Raw genomic sequence first — 19,754 nt, 5'->3', positions numbered from 1 at the left:
CAGTGAAGATTTTGCGGGTGCAAAGTCGGCTCTTTCACTACTCCAAAAATGTCAGTACGAAGAATTAATAATTAGGTGGTGTTTATTTTACGTTTTCTTAATATGGGGATTGGTTGAAAAAAAGAACATTGAAGTGCTCGTTAAGGTGGGAGGAGTTATAATAATCGACTGCCCTGGGAGTATCGCAGAGAGCGCAAAGTAAACGCAGAGATCGCTAAGAAAATCCTTGCAATCTCTGCGTTTACTTTGCGCTCTCTGCATTTACTTTGCGCTCTCTGCGTTTACTTTGCGCTCTCTGCGATACTTCGACGACAGTCAAACATCAGCACTATCCGAAGAAACTTACTTTCCGGCACCCCTCGTTTCCCGAAGGTCATCGAGTATCGGTTTATCCAAACCACTCAGCGTTGATTGTTCCGGCTTCAATAACTCAAGAACAACTATCTCATTCTGCCCCTTCTTCAACCATTCAGCCGGGAGATATATTGTCTGCTGAGGGCCTATGCCCCAATATCTTCCAAGGTTATGCCCATTCACCCACACACTACCTTTCCCCCAGTTCCGCAGATCAAGATAGGTATCGGCAGTTTCAGTGAGATTGAAAGAAGCCTTCTTCAGCGATGGATTTCCGGTAACAGCAGAAGCTGACGGCCACTTGACATCACTGATATTTTTGAATGGTAATGGATAATTCTCCCAACCCTTCCATTCTTCATCATTGAAGGTCACTTTCTCTGTAATGCCTTTATTGTTCTTCAAAAGGTTCGGACCATAGTTGATCCGCCCCATATTCTCCACGAGGATATCAATGATTACAGTTCCTGCAGGAAGATCTACCTGCAAACTATCTTCTTTAAACCTCCGGTCCAGCACTCCCACTTTCTTTCCATTCACCATCACAACGCCAAAGTCACGAAGTTCTTTTATTTTCAAAAGACCTTTGCGCCCGCCCTGTTGCTTTGTGCGGTATAGTACAAAACCATAAGCCTGGTTCAACGCTTCAAATGTCATCGGCGTTTCTGAAGGTTTCGGCGAAGGCAATGCTTGCAGAAGATCTACCGATGTTTCAAACCTGATCTCCGGAAGAACCATTGCTGGTTTGGCGGCAGGAATTTCTGGCAGCTTTGTTCCGGCAGGAAGGTTTTTCAGGATCGCTTCGCGGAACAGCTGAAACTTTCTTGTCGCATTACCGGCTTCATCCAAAGGTGCATCATAATCATAGCTGCTGATCTGCGGTTCATAGTAACCGGTATCATAATAGTTTGCTCCGTTCATAAAATCACGTGTAGTACCACCATGGAACATATACATATTGATGGAGATCCCGGCAGCGAGAGCTGTATCAAGATTGGCCGCGTATCCTTCCGGCGCAACCGTATGATGCTTCACGCCCCACCAGTCAAACCATGCCGGATACCATTCTGCTACATAATAAGGCCCTTTTCCGTTATGATATTTATTCACCAGTGACTTCACTTCTTCCGGTTTATCGATCCCATTCACAGCGGTCAGCATCCCCGGGAGATATCCTTCACCTAAAAACTTCGCTGCATCGCAGGTATAGAGATAGCAATCGAAGCCGGCATCTTTAAACAGTTGCTGGTTCTTCTCAAGATACTTCCTGTCTGAACCATAGGCGCCGTATTCATTTTCCAGCTGCACCATCAGGATATTGCCTCCATTCGTCACAAGCAAAGGAGCCAGTTGCTTACCCACTTCATTGATATATTTGGTATACTCCTGCATGTATTTTTCTTCGGTGCTTCTCACCACTAATCCTTTTTCATTCTGCAACCAGTAGGGATACCCGCCATATTCCCATTCCGCACACACATACGGGCTTGGACGCAGCACTACCCAAAGGCCTTCTTCCTTCGCGATCTTTACAAACTCTGCGATATCGTTATTCCCTGAAAAATCGAATACATCTTTCTCGGGCTCATGCAAATTCCAGAACACATACGTACCAATCGTATTCAGGCCCATTGCTTTTGCCATTTGCATTCTTTGACGCCAGGCTTCGCGCGGCACGCGGGGATAATGGATCTCGCCCGAGATCATCTGGAACGGTTTTCCATCTAATAAGAAATGTTCATTATCATAGGAGAAACTGTGTTTTTCCTGCGAACAACCGAGCAGAAGGCTCACAGACACCAACAGGCAAAAAATAAAAGACCGGTTACTCATACTTAACTTCGTTTGGTTTGTACACTGATCAGCATACGGATTTATAATTAGCTATCGCTTTTTTCCGGGATTGAACTCCTGAACAACAGGCGGTAATCCCGGAGACGTAATAATTATTTTAAAAGACGTTCTATTGCCAGCTGGCTTTACATACACCATCACAGGACCGTTCATCACCGGCTTGGAGGAAGCCTGATAAGCGGATGTATCTGCAAGATTGCTGTTTTCAATACCCAACAACTTTGCTCCGCCCTCCACACTGACTGTAATTACATTTCCCGGCCGATACAGCTCGTACCCTTTATCATCTGCAATAGTCACACTCATCTGCACCACCGCATTCGGGTCTTTGATCAGCGGATGGGAATACACCGACGTCTTAATTTTCGCGGCCGCACCGGTAGTATACAACACTTTGCTGGCAACAAGCTTTCCATTCTTGTATGCCCTGGCTTCCGCCTTTCCTGATGTGTATACTGTATTCCAGTTAAAGATCCCATTCCTTGAGTCCGCTTTTGATTGTTTGCCGATCGAACGATCATTCACCAGTATCTCCACTTCATCACAATTGGAGAAACATCTTATGCTGACAGAATCGCCTTCTTTCCGGTTCCAGTTCAGCTCGGCACGCTTCTGCGTCCAGTTGCCATTGTCTTCGCGCCTGTTGATATTAGAAGTGCCGACGTACAATACCGGGTTATCACTCCATAAACTCTGACGAAAAAAATATTCAGGCTTGGGAAAACCACCAAGGGTGAGCAAGCCCGCACCATTGCTGCGCGTTGGCCACTGACCGGCTTCTCCCATATAATCGATCCCTGTCCAGAGATACTGTGCTGAAATAAAATCATTCTTCGCTACATCCATCCAGGCGCTGTGTTGCATCCCATTTTCACTTCCGTAGATGATACGTTTGGGATAGACGAGGTGATCAGAATCATACCGGTATTCCTGATAATTATAGCCAACGATATCAAGGTTACCGGGATAGCTGGTGGTATTGGACATCACTACTCCGGCAAGCGCCGCCGTGACAGGCCTTGTTGTGTCAAGATCTTTGACCGCCCGGACCAGTCCCGCAGACAGCTCACCCAAACGTGCCGCAGGAGGATGGTCAGGCAGAAATCCCTTTCCATAGATCTGCGGATTGCGTCCGCTGCTCAGCACTTCATGTGTATAAGGATCATTCGGATAGTCGATCTCGTTTCCGATGCTCCACATAATGATCGAAGGACGGTTCTGATTGCGCAGTACCATTGCTTCTATATCTTTAACCGACCAGTCGGAGAAATATTCATGATAACCATCCTTACCGGGCGTTCCTTTATTCCAGCCGCTGATCCATTTATTCTTACCCTGCTCCCATTCGTCAAATGCTTCATCCATCACCAAAAAACCCATCTGATCACACAGACGATAGAGATATTCTGCATGCGGGTTGTGCGCCATACGGATGGAGTTACATCCGCCTTCTTTCAGCAAAGCGAGCCTTCGCACCCACACTTCTTCCGGTACAGCCACACCTAATACGCCCGCATCATCATGCACACAAACACCTTTGAGTTTCATCGGTACGCCGTTCAATGAAAATCCTTTTGCCGCATCAAAACCAAATGAACGGATCCCAACCTCATCCGTCCATTCATCCGACAGCTTGCCATCGGCCAGCACTCTCACCCGCAATGAGTACAGATAGGGATTATCTACTGACCAAAGCTTTGGGTTTATTACATCCATTGATAGAGCTGTGGTCAGCACTGAATCAACCGGCGAATTGAAACTGACCGATCTCGCGGCAACATCTCTGCCGGAAGTATCGCGTAAGATCGCCTGGATATCGATCTTTTTTGCACTACCCTTTTCAACGGATACTTTTATTGAGGCGGTAGCACGCTTCTCACTAACTAAAGGAGTTGAAAAGAAAACACCCCACTGGCTGATATGAGCCGGGTTAAGGATCTGGAGATGAACATCCCGATAAATACCCGAACCGGTATACCAACGCGAATCAGCAAATTTTGTATGATCCGCCTTCACGGCGATGATATTTTCTGCATTCAGTTTCAGGTAAGGAGTTAGATCATAATTAAACGAGACAAACCCATTTGGGCGTTTTCCCAGGTAATGACCATTGATCCAGACTTCACTGTTATTATACACTCCGTCAAAATGAATGGAAACTTTCTTGTTCCTCCACGCAGAAGGCGCGTTGAATTTATTTCTATACCATCCAATTCCTCCCGGCAAATAACCTGTGGCGCTGGCCCACTGATTGCTGAATGGCATTTCAATACTCCAGTCGTGCGGAAGATCAATTTTTCTCCAGCCTGCATCATTATAAGCAAGCTGATCTGCCCCCGGTGCGTCACCGGCATTGAATTTCCAGTTTGCATTAAATAGCAGTTCCTGCCTCGTTGATTGCGCTATTGCTTGTAATTGCGAACACAACAGCAGGCATGCCAGTAATCTTTTTCCTATTCGCATAGGTTCAATATTTTTTTGTTGATTATTCCAATACGATCGTAGTAACACTCCGAGGCTCCAAAGCAATGCTGGCTCCCGCTGATTGATACTGTAATTTTTTTGAATGGCTGGTGATATAAGCACTACGCTTACGGAAACTTTTTCCATTAGATCCATTGCCGCTTAACGCATCAAGGTTGATGTTCAGTGAGGTTTCACCTGTATTGGTCAGCACCACTACCAGTTTCTTATTTTTCCCTTCCATGAATGCCGCAACGAGACAAGCGGGATCGGCAGACAAAGCATCGACACGTTTCATACCGGGGCGAACGAACCGGCTGTAATTCCCCATCACCCACATGATCTTGCTGTCTGTATACCATCCATTCGTTTTATTTTTCTCCACGTAAACCAATCCATCTTTATAATCATAGGCAGAAACGGCGATCCACCATTGCCAGGCTGTTGCATTTCCGGCAACAAGATCCTGGTACATGACTTTGGCTACATAGAGACCTGCATTGATACCTGTGTCACGCTTATTTCCTTTGATCTCACCATCATTATCACCCAGAATGCAATATTCAGACTGCCAGTAAGACAATCCCTTGATACCTGCTACCGCATCGGCCAGTTCCTTTCTAAGCTTAATACCTGCATCAAACGGGGATGTACTGAAATAGCTATGAGCAGCCACAGCAGGATACAGGTTTTTCAGATCGCCGACATAATGCCGCCCGCCGGGAGTGAACAGATCCTGCAATTGCTTTCCTCTTCCCGGTTTATCATCTTCTTTTAAAAGATATTTGATATGACCCGATTCTGTGAGTAATATTTTTGAGGATGCTCTCTGCTTGGTAATAGCGGCATCCAGGCTTCGTGCAAATCCGGCAACCGTTTGATTACTGGCAGGATTTCCTTCCTGGCCACCATCACTCCAATCCCATTGAGGTTCATTGACCGGGCTGATATAAGGAATACGGATGCCGTTCCGTTTTTCCAGTTGCTTCACAGATTGAACAATATAATCAGCAGCTTTATCAAAAGCCGATGGATCCAGGTTATCCTCACCGGCTTTTGATGAAAATGCTTTTTTGTTTTTGGTGAATTGTACAGGCGGACTGTTAAGGAACACAAGGAACTCCGGTACTTTTCTTTTTTTGGCAGCTTGTAAGAACCATTGCTGCCCGGCCTGCAAAGAAGCGTCTATTTTGCCATTTGCATCCAGCAGAGATTCAGCACGGCGCCATTCATCGCGGATCCCGCTTTCATTGCCTTGTTGCGTGCTTCCGCCACCGAGATTAAACCGCCAGAGAGAAAGACCAATTCCTTTAGGAGAGCCGTCAGCTTTCGTTTCAAGACTGAATAACCAATCGGCAATGCTGTCTTTTTTTACCTGTGGCCAGTTGCCAACAAACTGGCAGGCCCAGGCATCTGAAGCGCCAAAGTTATCGATGGTTTGAAAAACCCGGCGGGTGTCGATCGCAATATTTACATCTTTTGACTGTGCATGTACCGCCTGCAATAAACACGGAATAGAGAAGCACGTAAGAGCGAAACGAATTGATCTGAACATAATCAAACCTACCGGGTTTTACGAACCGTCCTGAATAATTTATTTACCATCATCATTTAATAACTCCTATATATGAATTGCGTAGGGTTCCCGCGGATTTCGCTGATAAAGCGCAGATACGCAGAGTAATTTACTCTTTACAGAAAGGTATTTGCGGATCTGCGCATCAATCTGCGGGAACACTACGCCAGACCCTAATAACCAGTGTTCTGTTGTAAACGATTACCAGAAGCCTGGATCTCCGCCCTCGGGATCGGCAGCCAATAATGTTTGGCTTCAAACCTGCGGCCATCCAGCGCTACCTTGGTTGCATACGTAAACGTATTTCCCGTTTTGGTGATCGTGACCCCATTGGCAGGTCTGTTTTCCGTTACGTCAGCGATCTTCCATCTTCTGACATCATAGAAACGATGTTCTTCAAAAGCCAGTTCAACTCTTCTTTCATACCAAACGATCTCTCTGAACGCATCTTTCGATAAACCAGCAGCAACGGCGGGCATATTCACACCAGCTCTTGCTCTAACGAGGTTCAGGGCAAGACGCGCACTCAATGTAGAACCAGCGGGAACCACATCCGGACCATACGCTTCATTCGCAGCTTCCGCGAAGTTCAGCAAAACTTCTGCATAGCGGAAATAGTTCCAGGGTTGAAAGCCCGCATTACCCCATGGATTCTGCAATGGGTAAGCATCGTTCATGAATTTCTTGAGGTAATAACCGGTCTTTGATGTGTTCCAGTTATCCGGACCATCTTTACTGTCTTTACCACCGGGGATGAACGTCTCGATGGTCGCACCACGATACGTCGAACCATTATATGAAACAGTGGCATAAAACCGGGGATCACGATTCAGGTATGGATTAGCGGGATCAAACCCTGATGTACCGTCAGTGATCGTCTTGCCATTATTCATCCTGTAATCGTCCACCAGGTTCTGCAACGGAAGGTTACCACCCCAGCCACCGTAGCTGTTTGGACCATTAGCGATCTCGAGGTGTACGTGTCCTGCATTTCTTGTATACAATCTTGCGAAAATAACTTCTGTATTGGATGTTGACTGGAACAGCTTAGCGTATCCGTCCTGCGCGATGCTATATTTATTCAGTGACATTACCGCCTGCGCAGCGGTCGCTGCCGCTTCCCATGTGCCGGTTGCATATAACGGGCTTGCTGCGTACAATTGCAGTCTTGATTTCAATGCGAGTGCTGCGCCACGTGTAGCACGACCCAATGGGTAGCTGCCGCCATTATCTACCGGTAATCCCGCAGCAGCGGCATCCAGCTCAGCCAGCACATAATCCATACTTTCTTTCAACGTAGCACGTTTGAACAGGGCTTCATCCTGGAGATTATCTGCCAGAGAATACACCTTATCGCCCATCAGCACCACCCCTCCGTAGTTACGGATCAGATCCTGGTAACGGAAAGCACGGATAAAACGAAGTTCCGCACGCAGCCTGTTCTTACGCTCCGCACTCATCGTCAGGCCATCGATACCATTCAGCGCGAAATTACATTCGCGGATACTGCGGTAACTGCGGGGCCAGATCGTACCGGCCATGCCAAGATTCTCCGGAGCGAGCAAACCCCGCTGGATCGTCCAGGTATTATCATCATTATTATAAATAGACTCATCGGTGATAGAGCTCCACATGCTGTATTCAAAAGCACGTCCAAAACCGGGATCGGTACCATCACCTTCTTTATCCTGTAATCTTGCACCGATGTAACGGTTCACCACGAATGCTTCAAATACGACCGAGTCGGTCAGCACCACTGTTTCCGCGATCTTATCAGTGGGTTCAATTTCCAGGAAATCTTTTTTGCAGGAGGCGAAACTGATCGCCATTGCCGCGCCGCAAAGTATATGAGGGATATATCTTGTTTTCATTATAATCTTTTTTGTGTTAGAACCTGAGGTTTACGCCAACGTTGATGATCTTTTGCTGAGGATAGAACTGTCCGCTTCCGCTGCTGCCTTCCGGATCATAATCCTTAACTTTTGTAATAGTGAACAGGTTGAAAGCATTCAGGTACAGACGTGCGGATTGCATTCTCAGACGAGAAAGGAATGAACCAGCCAGGTTATAACCGAGTTCAATGTTCTTCATACGAAGGAAGGATGCATTGTTCAACCAGAATGTATTGTTATATAAACCGCCATTGATCGAAGAAGAAGCACGTGTGTCTACACGGGGAAAACTTCCATTCGGATTGCTGGGGCTCCAGCGATTGTCTGCCCAGCTGCTGTAGAAATTACCAACGGTTCCTGATTCAGGCAGCACATACTGGCTTACCTGCGCCTGACCTGCCAGTACAAAAGACAGATCAAAGTTTGCATAGTCAAAAGAGAAAACCGCACCATAGGTAATACGTGGAATATTTCCGTAATTGCTTCTTACCTGGTCATCGGCACTGATCTTGCCGTCTTTGTTATAATCCTCATAGATCAGATCACCGGGTTGTGCACCAGCCAGGTGAATACTCTGATCGATTTCCGCCTGTGTACGATAAATACCGAGTGAATTATACAAGAGGTAAGTGTTCAGCGGATGCCCTGTCTGACGCTGATAAGGTAAAACACCCGTCGCCTCGTCTATGAAAACTATATTGCTTTTTGCATAAGTAAAGTTACCGTTGACACTGTAATGGAATTTCCCTTTGCGATTAGTGTATCCGAGTGTCGCCTCAATCCCGTTGCTGTTCACCTTGCCGATATTTTCAGAAGGAACCAGCGGATCACCGCCGAAAGGATTCACGATACCGGATACAAACGGAATGGATGCATTACGAACCGCCAGGATATTCGAACGCTGCTGACGGAAATAGATGAACTCGAAATTGAAATTCTCAAACACTATACCTTCCAGACCGATATCGGTTTTACGGGAATCTTCCCAATGGATGTTCGTATTCGCCAGTTTGGTAAGATCAAGCCCCGGTACGATCACGGTTCCATTTCCTGTTTCCACTACAAACTGATTCTTCAGAGAATAGTTGGTGAAGTACTGGAACAATCCAACGTTATCGTTACCCAGTGCACCATATGAAGCACGAAGTTTCAGATCCTTTACAAAAGAAACATTGCTCATGAATGCTTCTTTTGAAATGCGCCAGCCCACTGATGCTGATGGGAAGTAACCATACTGATTCCCTTTGGGAAAAGTGGAAGAACCGTCTATACGCATTTGAACTTCGGCCAGGTATTTCTCATCAAAGTCATATCCCAGCTTTCCGAAATAACTTTTACGGGTAAAGCGATAGCTGCTGCCGCTATTGTCGCGGTCTGCCGCAGCTGTGCCGCCCTGCGTCAATTCAGGAGTAAGGATACTCAGGAAGTTGATCCTGGATGCGCCCATATTATCTCTCCTGATGCTGCTTTGCTCATAACCGATAAAGGTGTTCAGACCATGACTACCAAAACGCCTGTTGAAGTTCAGCTTGATATTGTAAGTAGCCTGACCAAGATTCTGCTGGCTTTGATTAAGCGAAGCAGCGTTATTGGACCCGCCTACAATGCGGGATGTATAGGCATTCGTTGCACGGTTATAGGAATACAGCAGGTAAGGAACGCTGAACGTTTTGCTGAATGACCATGATTTGTCAAATGCGGCAAAACCATCGATCGATAATCCCTGTACAGCAGCGATATTATAGCTGGCTTTCAGGATCCCGTTGAATACCTGGGTTGGGTTTTTGGTGATGCCGCCGATATCCGTTGCCATCATCACCGGGTTGCTGCCTTCGATACCGTTTGAAGGAAGTCCATTCGGATATCTTGCCGGAATGGTTGAATATGCACGATAGATAGACCGGAAGATATCACCTGCACCTGCTACAGGATACTGACGGTCTTCTTCTCTTCCCGAAAGATACAAGCCAACCTTGAAGTCTTTGGTGATGTTCGCATCGATGTTCGAGCGGAAACTGTATTGTTTGTATTTCGTTGCACCATTTTTATATAGACCGTCCTGGTATACTGCACCGGCAGAAACATAGTAGCGTACATTTTCAGAGCCGCCGGCAACTGAAACGTTCGCCTGGTTCTGCAAAGCTGAACCATTCAGGGTTTCTTTTGCCCAGTCAGTATTGGGATAGTTCAGCGGATCGCTGCCATTTCCAAACTTCGTGATATCATCAGCGGAATACTGCTGATTCATACCGCCTGCTTTATTATTATAATAAGCGATCTCATTGGAGATGGTTGCATATGTGGCCGCGTCAGCCATTTTAGGCAGGCGTGTTGGAGAAGAGAAACCCTGGTTGAAGCTTGCGTCGATCGTTGGCTTTCCGGTTTTACCACGCTTTGTAGTGACGAGTATCACCCCGTTTGCCGCCCGGCTACCATAGATGGCTGCGGATGCATCTTTCAAAACCGAGATACTTTCGATATCATTCGGATTGAGACGTTCCAGGCCACCCACCTGCCCGGGTACTCCATCCACGACGATCAGTACATCATTATTACCGGTTGTGGCCAGTCCGCGGATGGTAAAAGACGAACCGTCATAGCCAGGCTCACCTGCGCGGTTATTGATCACGATCCCGGAGAAACGACCCGCGAGCGAGTTGGAAACGTTGGGCTGAGGGCTCTTTACCAGATCGGCGCCTTTCACGACGGAGATTGATCCGGTAACGGTCGCCTTGCGCTGGCTGTTATACCCCACCACAACCACTTCACCCAAATTGCCGCTCACCAGTTCCAGCTGGATCCGCATTTCGGAAGAAGCATCGGCCGCCAGCTCATAGGCTGTATAATTTACATGCGAGAACGCCAGAACGGCGCCTGCAGGAGCGCTTATCGAAAACCGTCCCTGTTCATCTGTTGTGGTGGCAGTGCTGGTTCCTTTAAGGGTAACTGTTACCCCCGCAACCGGAGCCCCGGAAGATTGAACAACGCCCCTGATAGTCTGCTGGGCAAAAACGGAAGTTGATAAAAGGAGTAAGAAAAAGTAAAGTAAGCGATGTGGGCGCAAAAACGGGAATCGCGCCGCCCGAAGGCATGGCAGTAGTCTCATAAAAGCAAGCAAGTTTATGTTTTAAAAAGGATTCGGGGAACAAACAGTGTCCGGTCCACGATGATCTAAGATAACATCATACAACCACTGAATACGGTGGATTAACGGCGAAAAAATAGGGGGTAAATTGTTATTGGCAATTTACCCCCTGATAAATAATGTTGATTTTCAATAACTAAGCAATTGAGTGGCGTAGGAGTATCGCAAAGGATACAGAGGAACGCCAACGGCGCAAAGAACCGCGAAAGCTTCCTTCCTTTGCGCCCTTGGCGGAGCTCAGCGTCCTTAGCGATTCCCTACGCCGCCCCAATTACAACGGCACGGGCTACCAATTACTGATCTGACTTCAGAAGATTCAGATCGCCGTTGAACGACTGCCGGTACTTTTTTATATACTCCGACGGGGTCATCCCGAACAGTTTAACGAACTGCTCCCGGAAATACCGGACATCGCCGATCCCGACCTGGAAGGCTGCCTGGTTCACATTCATCCGCTCGCGGATCATGAGAACGGCGGCCCGGCGAAGCCGGATGGACCGCACAAAAGCGTTGAGCGACTGCCCCGAAATATGTTTGACCTTGTTATATAATGCCGAGCGGCTCATTCCCATGGCCCGGGCGAATTGCTGGATCGTGAAATTCTCTGTTTCGATATTATCCTCCACCAGATGGATGCACTGCTTTAGAAAGTCGCGGTATTCCGCCGGCACTTTCACTGCAGAATCCTGCAAGGTGATCTTATCAAAGAAATACCGCTGCAGGGCATTCCTGTTCTTCAAAATGCTGTTCACCCTCGCCAGCAGTAATTGCGCGTCGAAAGGCTTGGTGATATAATCATCAGCCCCTCCTTCTATTCCTTTCAGCTGCGCTTCCGCAGAGGAAGAGGCGGTGAGAAGGATCACGGGGATATGCCCCAGCCCCTCTGATCTTTTCAATCGACGGCACAGTTCCAGCCCGTCAATGCCATCCATATTTACGTCACTGATGATAAGATCCGGCATATGATGACCCGCCTGTTCAAATCCTTCCAAACCGTTCGGTGCAGTGAAGATGATATAGTTCTGATTAAAGATATGCTGCAGGTACTCCCGCATTTCGATATTATCGTCCACCACCAGGATCGTTTTTTTATCAGTCACCAACTCTTCAGAGAGAGGTGCTTCAGGCGATTTCGTGACATTTACAACAGGCACCTGTTCTTCTATCAGCTCTCCCAGCAACTGATGCTCATTCTCATTAGTAAAAAGAATATAATCTTCAGGCAGATGTGTTTTTCCTTTTTTCAAAGTGATCACAAACTCACTACCTTTTCCCGGCACACTGTTCAATGTAATTGTGCCCCCATGGCTTTCAATGAATGCTTTGGAGAGATACAGTCCGATTCCGAAACCGGTTTTGGGAGCGCGGGCAGAAGCCTGCTGAAATCTTTCAAACACGCGTGCCGCATCTTCTTTTCCAATACCACAACCCGTGTCCAGCACGCGGATCACCACGCCATCTGCGGTATCTTCCACACGGCATTGAATTGTTCCGCCAGAGGGTGTGTATTTGAATGCGTTGGAAAACAGGTTAAATAATACGATCTCCAGTTTTTCATTGTCCCCATAGATCTCCAGCGGTTGCTCCGGTACTACAAACTCAAACCTGATGTTTTTTGTTTTTGCCTGCTGTACAAAACACTGGAATACTTCATTGCAAATATCAGTGACATTCAGGCGGGAGATCTTCAGCACATCAGCCCCGCTATCGGCTTTACGGAATAACAGCAGCTGGTCCACCAGGCTGAGCAATCGTCTCGCATTCCGGTATACTATATTCAACTCCTGTTTATCCTTCTCCGGCTGGCGGCCCTGAATGATCTCGCGAAGGGGATTGATGATCAGGGAGACGGGTGTTCTGAATTCATGTGCTACATTGGTGAAGAATGAGAGTTTCTTTTCGGTCAGTTCCCGGTCCTTTTCGTTCTCGATATGCGCAAGTTTTATTTCGTAGCGCAAACGTTCCTGTCTTTTTGTGTAACGGATATATAAATAGATTGCCAGTGCTGCTGCAAGCAGGTAGAGCGTGTAGGCCCACCAGGTTCTGTACCAGGGAGGAAGAACGGTGATCTCCAGCAACAGTTCGGGGTCACTCCATTTACCATCCGGCTTCTTGATCTTTACATAGAATGAATAATTGCCCTCCTGTAAACGGGAATAGTTGGCCGTTCTGATGCTGTTCACATTATTCCAGTTCTTATCCCATCCTTCCAAAAGGTAGGCATAGCTGATCTTGTCAGCGTCGGCGTATGCCAGCGCCAGGAAGTCGAGCGTTACCACCGCGCGATCATAAGGCAACTTTACCTTCCTGATATTTTCGTTCTCCCGTCCGGTAATGTACCGGGGCACTTCACCGGCAGTTCTGCCATCGATGGTCAGGCCTGTAAGAAAGATCGGCGGGGATACGGACTCGTCTCTGACACTGTCGGGATAGAACAGGTTGAACCCGTGAATACCACCAAAGGCAAACTCTCCGTTGCGTAGTTCAAGGGCTGCATTAAAACTGAACTGATTATTCTGCAAGCCGTCAAGCCGGGAATAGTTACGGAACGTTCTTGTTTTTATATCAAACCGGGAAAGGCCATTGTACGTGCTTAACCACAGATGGCCTTTTTTATCTTCAAGGATCCTTAAGATAGTATTGTTGGGCAACCCTTCATTTGTTGTGAATTGCTCGTAGTGGCCGGTGTTGCGATCAAACAGCAACAACCCGCCTTCCTGTGTTCCGACCCAGAAGTTATGTGCAGCATCTTCATGTATACTGCGGATCGTGTAGCCAACAGAATACACACGATGTTTCTTCTGTACCCGGTCAACCCTGATCAGCTCTGCATAGTTGCCACCCCATAATTCGCCCTTGCTGTCTTCGGCAATGCACTGAAGGTTCTGCACCTTATCATCAAAAAGAACGAACTGATCTTTAGCCGGCTCATAATAGTAAAGTGATCCGTCATTGGTAGCGCCGGCCCAAAGTCTTTTCTGCTTGTCTTCATACAATACCCAAACATTATTTTCCGCCTCGCCTGTCTTATCATTGAACAACCTGTATTGTTTGAATTGTTTTGTTGCCGGATCAAAACGGCTGACTCCTCCAAACCAGGTGGACACCCAGGTATGATCATTCTCATCACAAAAGATATTCGTAATAAAATTGCTGCTCAATGATCCCGGCACGGAGGGTTGCCGGCGGTATTCCTGGAATGAATTGGCTTTACGGTTCCAGTATTTCAATCCCGCACCGTCTGTACCGATCCAGAGATTCCCCGTTCTATCTTCACAGAATGAAAGAATAAAATTATCCGCGGCATCCGCGGGGCCGGCTTTCATATAAGATACCTGTCTGAACCTTTCCACATGCGGTTCAATGATATTGATCCCACCGCGCAATGTCCCGATCCATTTACGGCCGTCCTTATCCTCGTAAATAGAATAGACCGCATTGCTGTTGATCGGGGACCGGCCATCCAGATCAGTGAATGTTTTCGCCTCCGGGGATGACTGATCCAGGAATAACAAACCTCCTCCATCCGATGCGATCCATAATATACCTTTGCTGTCTTCAGAAATACTTACGACTTTGCAGGGCGTTGCCAGATAGCTGGAAGAGTACTGATTGTTCTTACCGTCATAACGATACAACCCTTTTTCATTACCTACCCATAGCGTTCCTGCGGATGATCGTTTAAAACAGTTTGCCTGTTTGATATGGTCATTCACCAATGCAAGCTGGCCAGTACGCGTGTTATATTTGAACACACCCTGTTGTTGTATAAAGATCCAGACCGAGCCATCGGCACCTGCTTCGATCGCTGTTACATCATAGGTAGTCTGGTTAGCAGCTGTACCCGGCAATGAGATCTGCTTACCAGTCTTTGCCCCCGCTTCAAATACAAGCAGCCCGGAATGGTTTGTCCCGATCAGCATTCTGTCACCCACAGATCTTACGACGTGCACATTATCTTTTACCGGAGAAAGCTGTTTTCTGTCTGCGCTGTAATAGTAAACAGATTCAAACGCTGATTTGGAAGGATCAAAGAGACAGGCGCCTTTTTGTCCGCCCACCCAAATTCTTCTTAGCGGATCGCCATCGATTGAATAAACACTGTTGGTCAATAGCGATGTTGAGTCTCCGATCTTATTGCGGAATACATCAAAGTTATATCCGTTGTAACGGTTAAGTCCGTCATAGGTGCCAAACCACATAAAACCACGCTGATCCTGGTAGATACAGGTAACGGCGTTATTGGAAAGGCCTGCATCAATGCCAAGTGTCCGCACGGGAAAACGGTTACAAAAACCGGTAATTCCTGCAAGCAGCAGTACGAGGAGAAGGATGTTTTTCTTTAGTAGCATAAGCAATCAGGTATAGGAAACTTTAAAAGTTATAAGGTTTAAAGTTTGATGAACAGATGTTCTACATTAAACAAGAAGTTTACACTCCCCGGAGGCCTCGCGGCCGGTTGTAAAACAATCGAGCCTTTATCAATTAAACTTTCAACCTTTCTGCGCTCTCTTCGCCCCCGCTTTGCGATAATCGGGTTTTGAGTCCTTCCCGATAGCATATTTTATACCACCTAACAGATGTTGCAAAAAGAGCGGTTCTTTATAGGATTCATCAGTGTGTCCCAGTGCGGTATACCATGCGCGGCCACCATCATATTCATGGTACCATGCCATTGGATGATCTGCTCCATTGGCACCGCCCTGGTAAGAGCTTTCATCAATTCTGATCAGCACCTTTGTACTGGTGTTGAGCTGTTTGAAATTATACCATTCATCTTTCCGGTTCCAGACACCCGGAAGATGAGCGGTGGAGAGATGAGAAGTGTCGGTCACCTGCAGAGTGGCATCCTGAATTTTCGGATGACTTAAAAAGTATCCACCCACCAGTTTTCCAAACCATGGCCAGTCATACTCTGTATCTGATGCAGCGTGTATCCCAACAAAGCCGCCACCGCCCTTAATATACTGCTCAAAGTCTGCCTGCTGAACAGTATCAAACACATTACCTGTTGTGCTTAGAAATACAACGGCAGCATACTTCTTCAGATTCTTTTTGGTAATGATCGTGCTGGAAGAACTCGTGTCTACATCGAAGCCATTTTCTTCGCCAAGTTTAACAATTGCTAACCTCCCTGCGGGAATGGATGTATGATAAAAACCGGCCGTTTTAGTAAAAACTAGTATCCGGGGCTTGCCGCCCTTTTTGTTTTTCCATGATATAAAAAGAGTGATACCCGATAATGCAAGTAAAAATGACAGATAAACGGACCATTTCATCGTTAGATTTTTTAATACGACAGCAGATTTCCGCTGGGAATGATCATACAAATTAATCTTTTTCGGGTTCAGGAGTGACATATGACTGCCACGGATCAGATATTTCCCTTGAGATAACCAGCGTCCGGATCAAATTAAGCGATGAAGCCGGGCAGACCAGGATTTTAACGGGCGTGTGAGTATTGCAAAGGTCGCCTGCTACCGCGATGGGCGCAAAAAGCTCCGCTTGTAAAAGGAAAACCATAGCGGTCCTGTGTGACCCAAGCTTCGGGTTGAAGGATAGGTGAAAAAGCATACCGTGTCCGCCCAGCTCAACGCATCAGATTAGATGTTTCTTAATGAGAAAGCCTCTAATCGAAGCGTGCCTACACTGGCACAATTCTGGCGGCAGGGTGGACATTTTTTGATCTGGTTATGGATATACTGAATAATGTTTATTGGGGAAATACGGTAACGGCCTATCTGATCGCAGCGGGCAGCATTATAGTCGCATGGGCTGTATTAAAATTACTCAGGCATAAGGTGATCGCTGGCATTAAGAAGCGAACACAGTCGACAGCAACACAGACTGACGACATATTGATAAAAACTATACAGGATTACTTGTTGCCCTTCGGGTATTTGTGGATCAATTATATTATCATCAACCAGTTGAACCTGCATCCGAAATTTGACCGGATCCTTTCTGCGGCACTCATGGTGATCACCACCTACTACGGCGTCCGGCTGATCAATTACCTTGTCTGCGGAGTGCTCACGATCTATATGGAGCGAAAAAATGAACCGCAGGAACGCATCCGGCAGCTGAACGGAATATTGATGGTGGTGAAGGCGATCGTTTGGGTAATGGGTATAATCATGCTGATCGACAATCTTGGCTACAATGTCCGTACGATCATTGCAGGTCTCGGCGTCGGTGGTATAGCGATCGCACTGGCTGCACAGAATATATTGGGCGACCTGTTCAGCTATCTTGTGATCTTCTTTGATAAACCATTTGAAGTAGGCGATTTCATTATTGTAGGCGCGCATGCCGGTATAGTGGAAAAGATCGGCATTAAGACTTCGCATGTGAGAAGTCTTGACGGACAGCAGTTGGTTATGCCGAATGCGGAAATGGTAAAAACGGTGATCCAGAACTATAAACGTTTGCAAAGAAGGAGAATGGTGTTCACGATCAGTGTTTCTTACCTGACACCAGCTCACACGTTGAAAGAGATCCCGGGCATTATAAAGGAGATCGTCGACAAATATGAGATGGTCACGTTCGACCGGGCGCATTTGAAGACGTTCTCAGAACACAGCATTACATATGAGATCGTGTATTATATCAATAGTGCGGAATTCCCGGTATTTATGAATTCGCATCAGTCAGTATCTATCGATATACTGGAAGCATTTGAAAAACGAGGTATTCGCTTTGCGTTGCCGACGACGGTGATCCGGCAGGCAGATGGGAATGGGAAGTTGTTTGCGCAGGAGCAGTTGGTCAATCAGTCGTAAAGGAATATAATTTATACAAGGAGGCGTAGGTTCCCGCTGATTACGCAGATTTTATTCTTACTATCAAGGGAAATTATTTGCTGTCCCGGACAGACTTCCACCGTTGTGCGCAGATTTCGCAGATAAGCTCCTGCCAAGAAAGCGTTATCCGGGCGGTAACTTACGCTATCAATCCTTTCAGCAAAGCCCCCCACTGAGCTTCCGACAATCCCGCCTTTGCCCCCGCTCCTACCACCGTGTTTCTTACGTCATCAGACAGTTTACCTGTTTGATTGTTGATCACTTCATTCCGGCCATGATAACTTGCTTCTATATTTTTACCTTCTAATATGATCTCCAGTGTAGAACTTGAACCGGCCTCAAAGAAATGAGCCGTTGTATCATCCGGACTTTCTGGGTTATCCACTGGTTCCAGTTTTATGCCCAGCCTGCGCTCACCATCTTTTTCACTGGATCCGATCATCGCAACCCGTACCCAATCATAGCCCTCTCCTGCATCTGAACCTGGCCCGGGGACATCAATACGCAGGAAATCGCCCTCATTGACGGGCCGGCCTACCTCCTTCAGATCCGGCGCTATGACTGCAAACGTTGCGCTGGCTTTCCCGCAAAGCTCTTTCCAGCCCTGCGGTAAGAGCAGTCTTTCTGACGAAGCGTTGAAACCCCGCTCGGCGGCCTCCTGATCAGGAAAACTTCTTTTTTCCGAAAGATCTAACTGTTTGCCCCTTTCCTGCGCTGGTACTAATTGTTGTTTGTCCATAATACGATTAATGTCAAGAATGATACCATCCGTCAGGCATGCCACCGTGAATTACCCGTGGAATAATTAGCCCATAACGTTTCGCCCGGGCCCCTAACTTTGCGCCCCGACGGTCTTGCGATATGAAAACGGCCTCCGCGATGCGGAAATATTTAACCGTTACAAAAAATGACCATGTATAAGAAAATCAACTACTCTTTCAAATCATTCCTTCCTTTCCTGGCATTGCTGTGCCTGGGCTTTGTAGCTAACAGCCAGAAGAACTGGGAAACGATCGACACTACGGGCTATCACAGCAGTCAGACGATCACCAAAAAGAAATTCACACTCGTCATTATCAACAAGGATTCCAGTTTCAGCAACGAAACCAGGCAACGCATGATAGACGCCTTTTTTGAAGTGTATCCTAAAGAGGTCAAACGATTCAATCAGGAAGCGCTGCAGAAAGTCACATTTGTTATTGATCCGGCTTATACCGGTGTGGCTGCCACTTCAAACGGCATCGTCCGCTACAACCCTGAATGGATGAAGAAACACCCGGAAGATATCGATGTGGTAACACACGAAGCCATGCACATCGTCCAGAACTATGGTGGCAAAGGGGAAGGCTGGCTGACGGAAGGAATTGCAGACTATGTCCGCTACAGATACGGAGTGAATAATGAAAAAGGCAACTGGTCTCTCCCTGCATTCAAAGAAACCCAAAGTTACACAAACAGCTATCGTATCACGGCGAGATTTCTTGCATGGCTCGAAAAGAATGTAAACAAGAAGATCGTCGATCAGCTGGATGAAGCAAGCCGCAAAGGCACTTATACCTCCAACACCTGGAAGGAGCTTACCGGGAAAACCGTGGATGAGCTCTGGAAAGATTATGCAGCAAATCCTGTCCTCTAATTTTCGCAACTGATAAAGCGGGCGTCACAAA

The 19,754-nt window shown here is 47.0% G+C and carries 10 protein-coding genes; 2 read left to right on the top strand and 8 right to left on the bottom strand.

What is annotated here, in order from left to right:
- Positions 1–342: 342 nt before the first annotated feature.
- The 7 genes from LZZ85_RS02970 to LZZ85_RS02940 all read right to left on the bottom strand — a co-directional run bounded on the left by LZZ85_RS02970 (position 343) and on the right by LZZ85_RS02940 (position 16,563).
- Positions 343–2,187 carry a glycoside hydrolase family 35 protein gene (locus LZZ85_RS02970; protein WP_237868448.1) on the bottom strand — a complete coding sequence of 615 codons (1,845 nt, stop codon included), beginning with the start codon at positions 2,185–2,187 and terminating at the stop codon, positions 343–345.
- A 51-nt stretch (positions 2,188–2,238) separates the two neighbouring features.
- A complete protein-coding gene (locus LZZ85_RS02965; protein WP_237868447.1) occupies positions 2,239–4,671 on the bottom strand; it encodes a glycoside hydrolase family 2 TIM barrel-domain containing protein in 2,433 nt (810 codons plus the stop codon).
- 22 nt (positions 4,672–4,693) lie between these two features.
- Entirely contained in the window at positions 4,694–6,226 is a 1,533-nt protein-coding gene (locus LZZ85_RS02960; RefSeq protein WP_237868446.1) for a glycoside hydrolase, read from the bottom strand.
- Positions 6,227–6,420: 194 nt separating this feature from the next.
- Positions 6,421–8,118: a RagB/SusD family nutrient uptake outer membrane protein gene (locus LZZ85_RS02955; RefSeq protein WP_237868445.1), complete on the bottom strand. Its 1,698-nt coding sequence runs from the start codon at positions 8,116–8,118 to the stop codon at positions 6,421–6,423.
- A gap of 16 nt (positions 8,119–8,134) precedes the next feature.
- On the bottom strand, positions 8,135–11,245 hold the full coding sequence (locus LZZ85_RS02950) for a SusC/RagA family TonB-linked outer membrane protein (RefSeq protein WP_237868444.1): 3,111 nt from the start codon (positions 11,243–11,245) through the stop codon (positions 8,135–8,137).
- 332 nt (positions 11,246–11,577) lie between these two features.
- Positions 11,578–15,636, bottom strand: a complete 4,059-nt coding sequence (locus LZZ85_RS02945; protein WP_237868443.1) for a hybrid sensor histidine kinase/response regulator transcription factor — start codon at positions 15,634–15,636, stop codon at positions 11,578–11,580.
- Between the two features lie 141 nt (positions 15,637–15,777).
- Positions 15,778–16,563 carry a ThuA domain-containing protein gene (locus LZZ85_RS02940; protein ID WP_237868442.1) on the bottom strand — a complete coding sequence of 262 codons (786 nt, stop codon included), beginning with the start codon at positions 16,561–16,563 and terminating at the stop codon, positions 15,778–15,780.
- Between the two features lie 414 nt (positions 16,564–16,977).
- Between LZZ85_RS02940 and LZZ85_RS02935 the strand changes: the two genes are divergently transcribed.
- Positions 16,978–18,066 carry a mechanosensitive ion channel family protein gene (locus LZZ85_RS02935; RefSeq protein WP_237868441.1) on the top strand — a complete coding sequence of 363 codons (1,089 nt, stop codon included), beginning with the start codon at positions 16,978–16,980 and terminating at the stop codon, positions 18,064–18,066.
- Between the two features lie 160 nt (positions 18,067–18,226).
- Here the strand turns inward: LZZ85_RS02935 and LZZ85_RS02930 are convergent, their stop codons facing one another.
- Positions 18,227–18,826 carry a hypothetical protein gene (locus LZZ85_RS02930; protein ID WP_237868440.1) on the bottom strand — a complete coding sequence of 200 codons (600 nt, stop codon included), beginning with the start codon at positions 18,824–18,826 and terminating at the stop codon, positions 18,227–18,229.
- 174 nt (positions 18,827–19,000) lie between these two features.
- Here LZZ85_RS02930 and LZZ85_RS02925 point away from each other — a divergent pair, with 174 nt between their 5' ends.
- A complete protein-coding gene (locus LZZ85_RS02925; RefSeq protein WP_237868439.1) occupies positions 19,001–19,723 on the top strand; it encodes a basic secretory family protein in 723 nt (240 codons plus the stop codon).
- Positions 19,724–19,754 lie beyond the last annotated feature (31 nt).

It is taken from the genome of Terrimonas ginsenosidimutans, assembly GCF_022012415.1.
GTDB lineage: Bacteria > Bacteroidota > Bacteroidia > Chitinophagales > Chitinophagaceae > Terrimonas_A > Terrimonas_A ginsenosidimutans.
Note: the sequence above shows the minus strand (reverse complement) of the source record. Positions and strands in the feature narration are given on the sequence as shown.

What these genes read in the sequence shown, in the direction of transcription:
- LZZ85_RS02970 (WP_237868448.1), bottom strand. Translation starts at nt 2,187, where the DNA reads ATGAGTAACCGGTCTTTTATTTTTTGCCTGTTGGTGTCTGTGAGCCTT.
- LZZ85_RS02965 (WP_237868447.1), bottom strand. Translation starts at nt 4,671, where the DNA reads ATGCGAATAGGAAAAAGATTACTGGCATGCCTGCTGTTGTGTTCGCAA.
- LZZ85_RS02960 (WP_237868446.1), bottom strand. Translation starts at nt 6,226, where the DNA reads ATGTTCAGATCAATTCGTTTCGCTCTTACGTGCTTCTCTATTCCGTGT.
- LZZ85_RS02955 (WP_237868445.1), bottom strand. Translation starts at nt 8,118, where the DNA reads ATGAAAACAAGATATATCCCTCATATACTTTGCGGCGCGGCAATGGCG.
- LZZ85_RS02950 (WP_237868444.1), bottom strand. Translation starts at nt 11,245, where the DNA reads ATGAGACTACTGCCATGCCTTCGGGCGGCGCGATTCCCGTTTTTGCGC.
- LZZ85_RS02945 (WP_237868443.1), bottom strand. Translation starts at nt 15,636, where the DNA reads ATGCTACTAAAGAAAAACATCCTTCTCCTCGTACTGCTGCTTGCAGGA.
- LZZ85_RS02940 (WP_237868442.1), bottom strand. Translation starts at nt 16,563, where the DNA reads ATGAAATGGTCCGTTTATCTGTCATTTTTACTTGCATTATCGGGTATC.
- LZZ85_RS02935 (WP_237868441.1), top strand. Translation starts at nt 16,978, where the DNA reads ATGGATATACTGAATAATGTTTATTGGGGAAATACGGTAACGGCCTAT.
- LZZ85_RS02930 (WP_237868440.1), bottom strand. Translation starts at nt 18,826, where the DNA reads ATGGACAAACAACAATTAGTACCAGCGCAGGAAAGGGGCAAACAGTTA.
- LZZ85_RS02925 (WP_237868439.1), top strand. Translation starts at nt 19,001, where the DNA reads ATGTATAAGAAAATCAACTACTCTTTCAAATCATTCCTTCCTTTCCTG.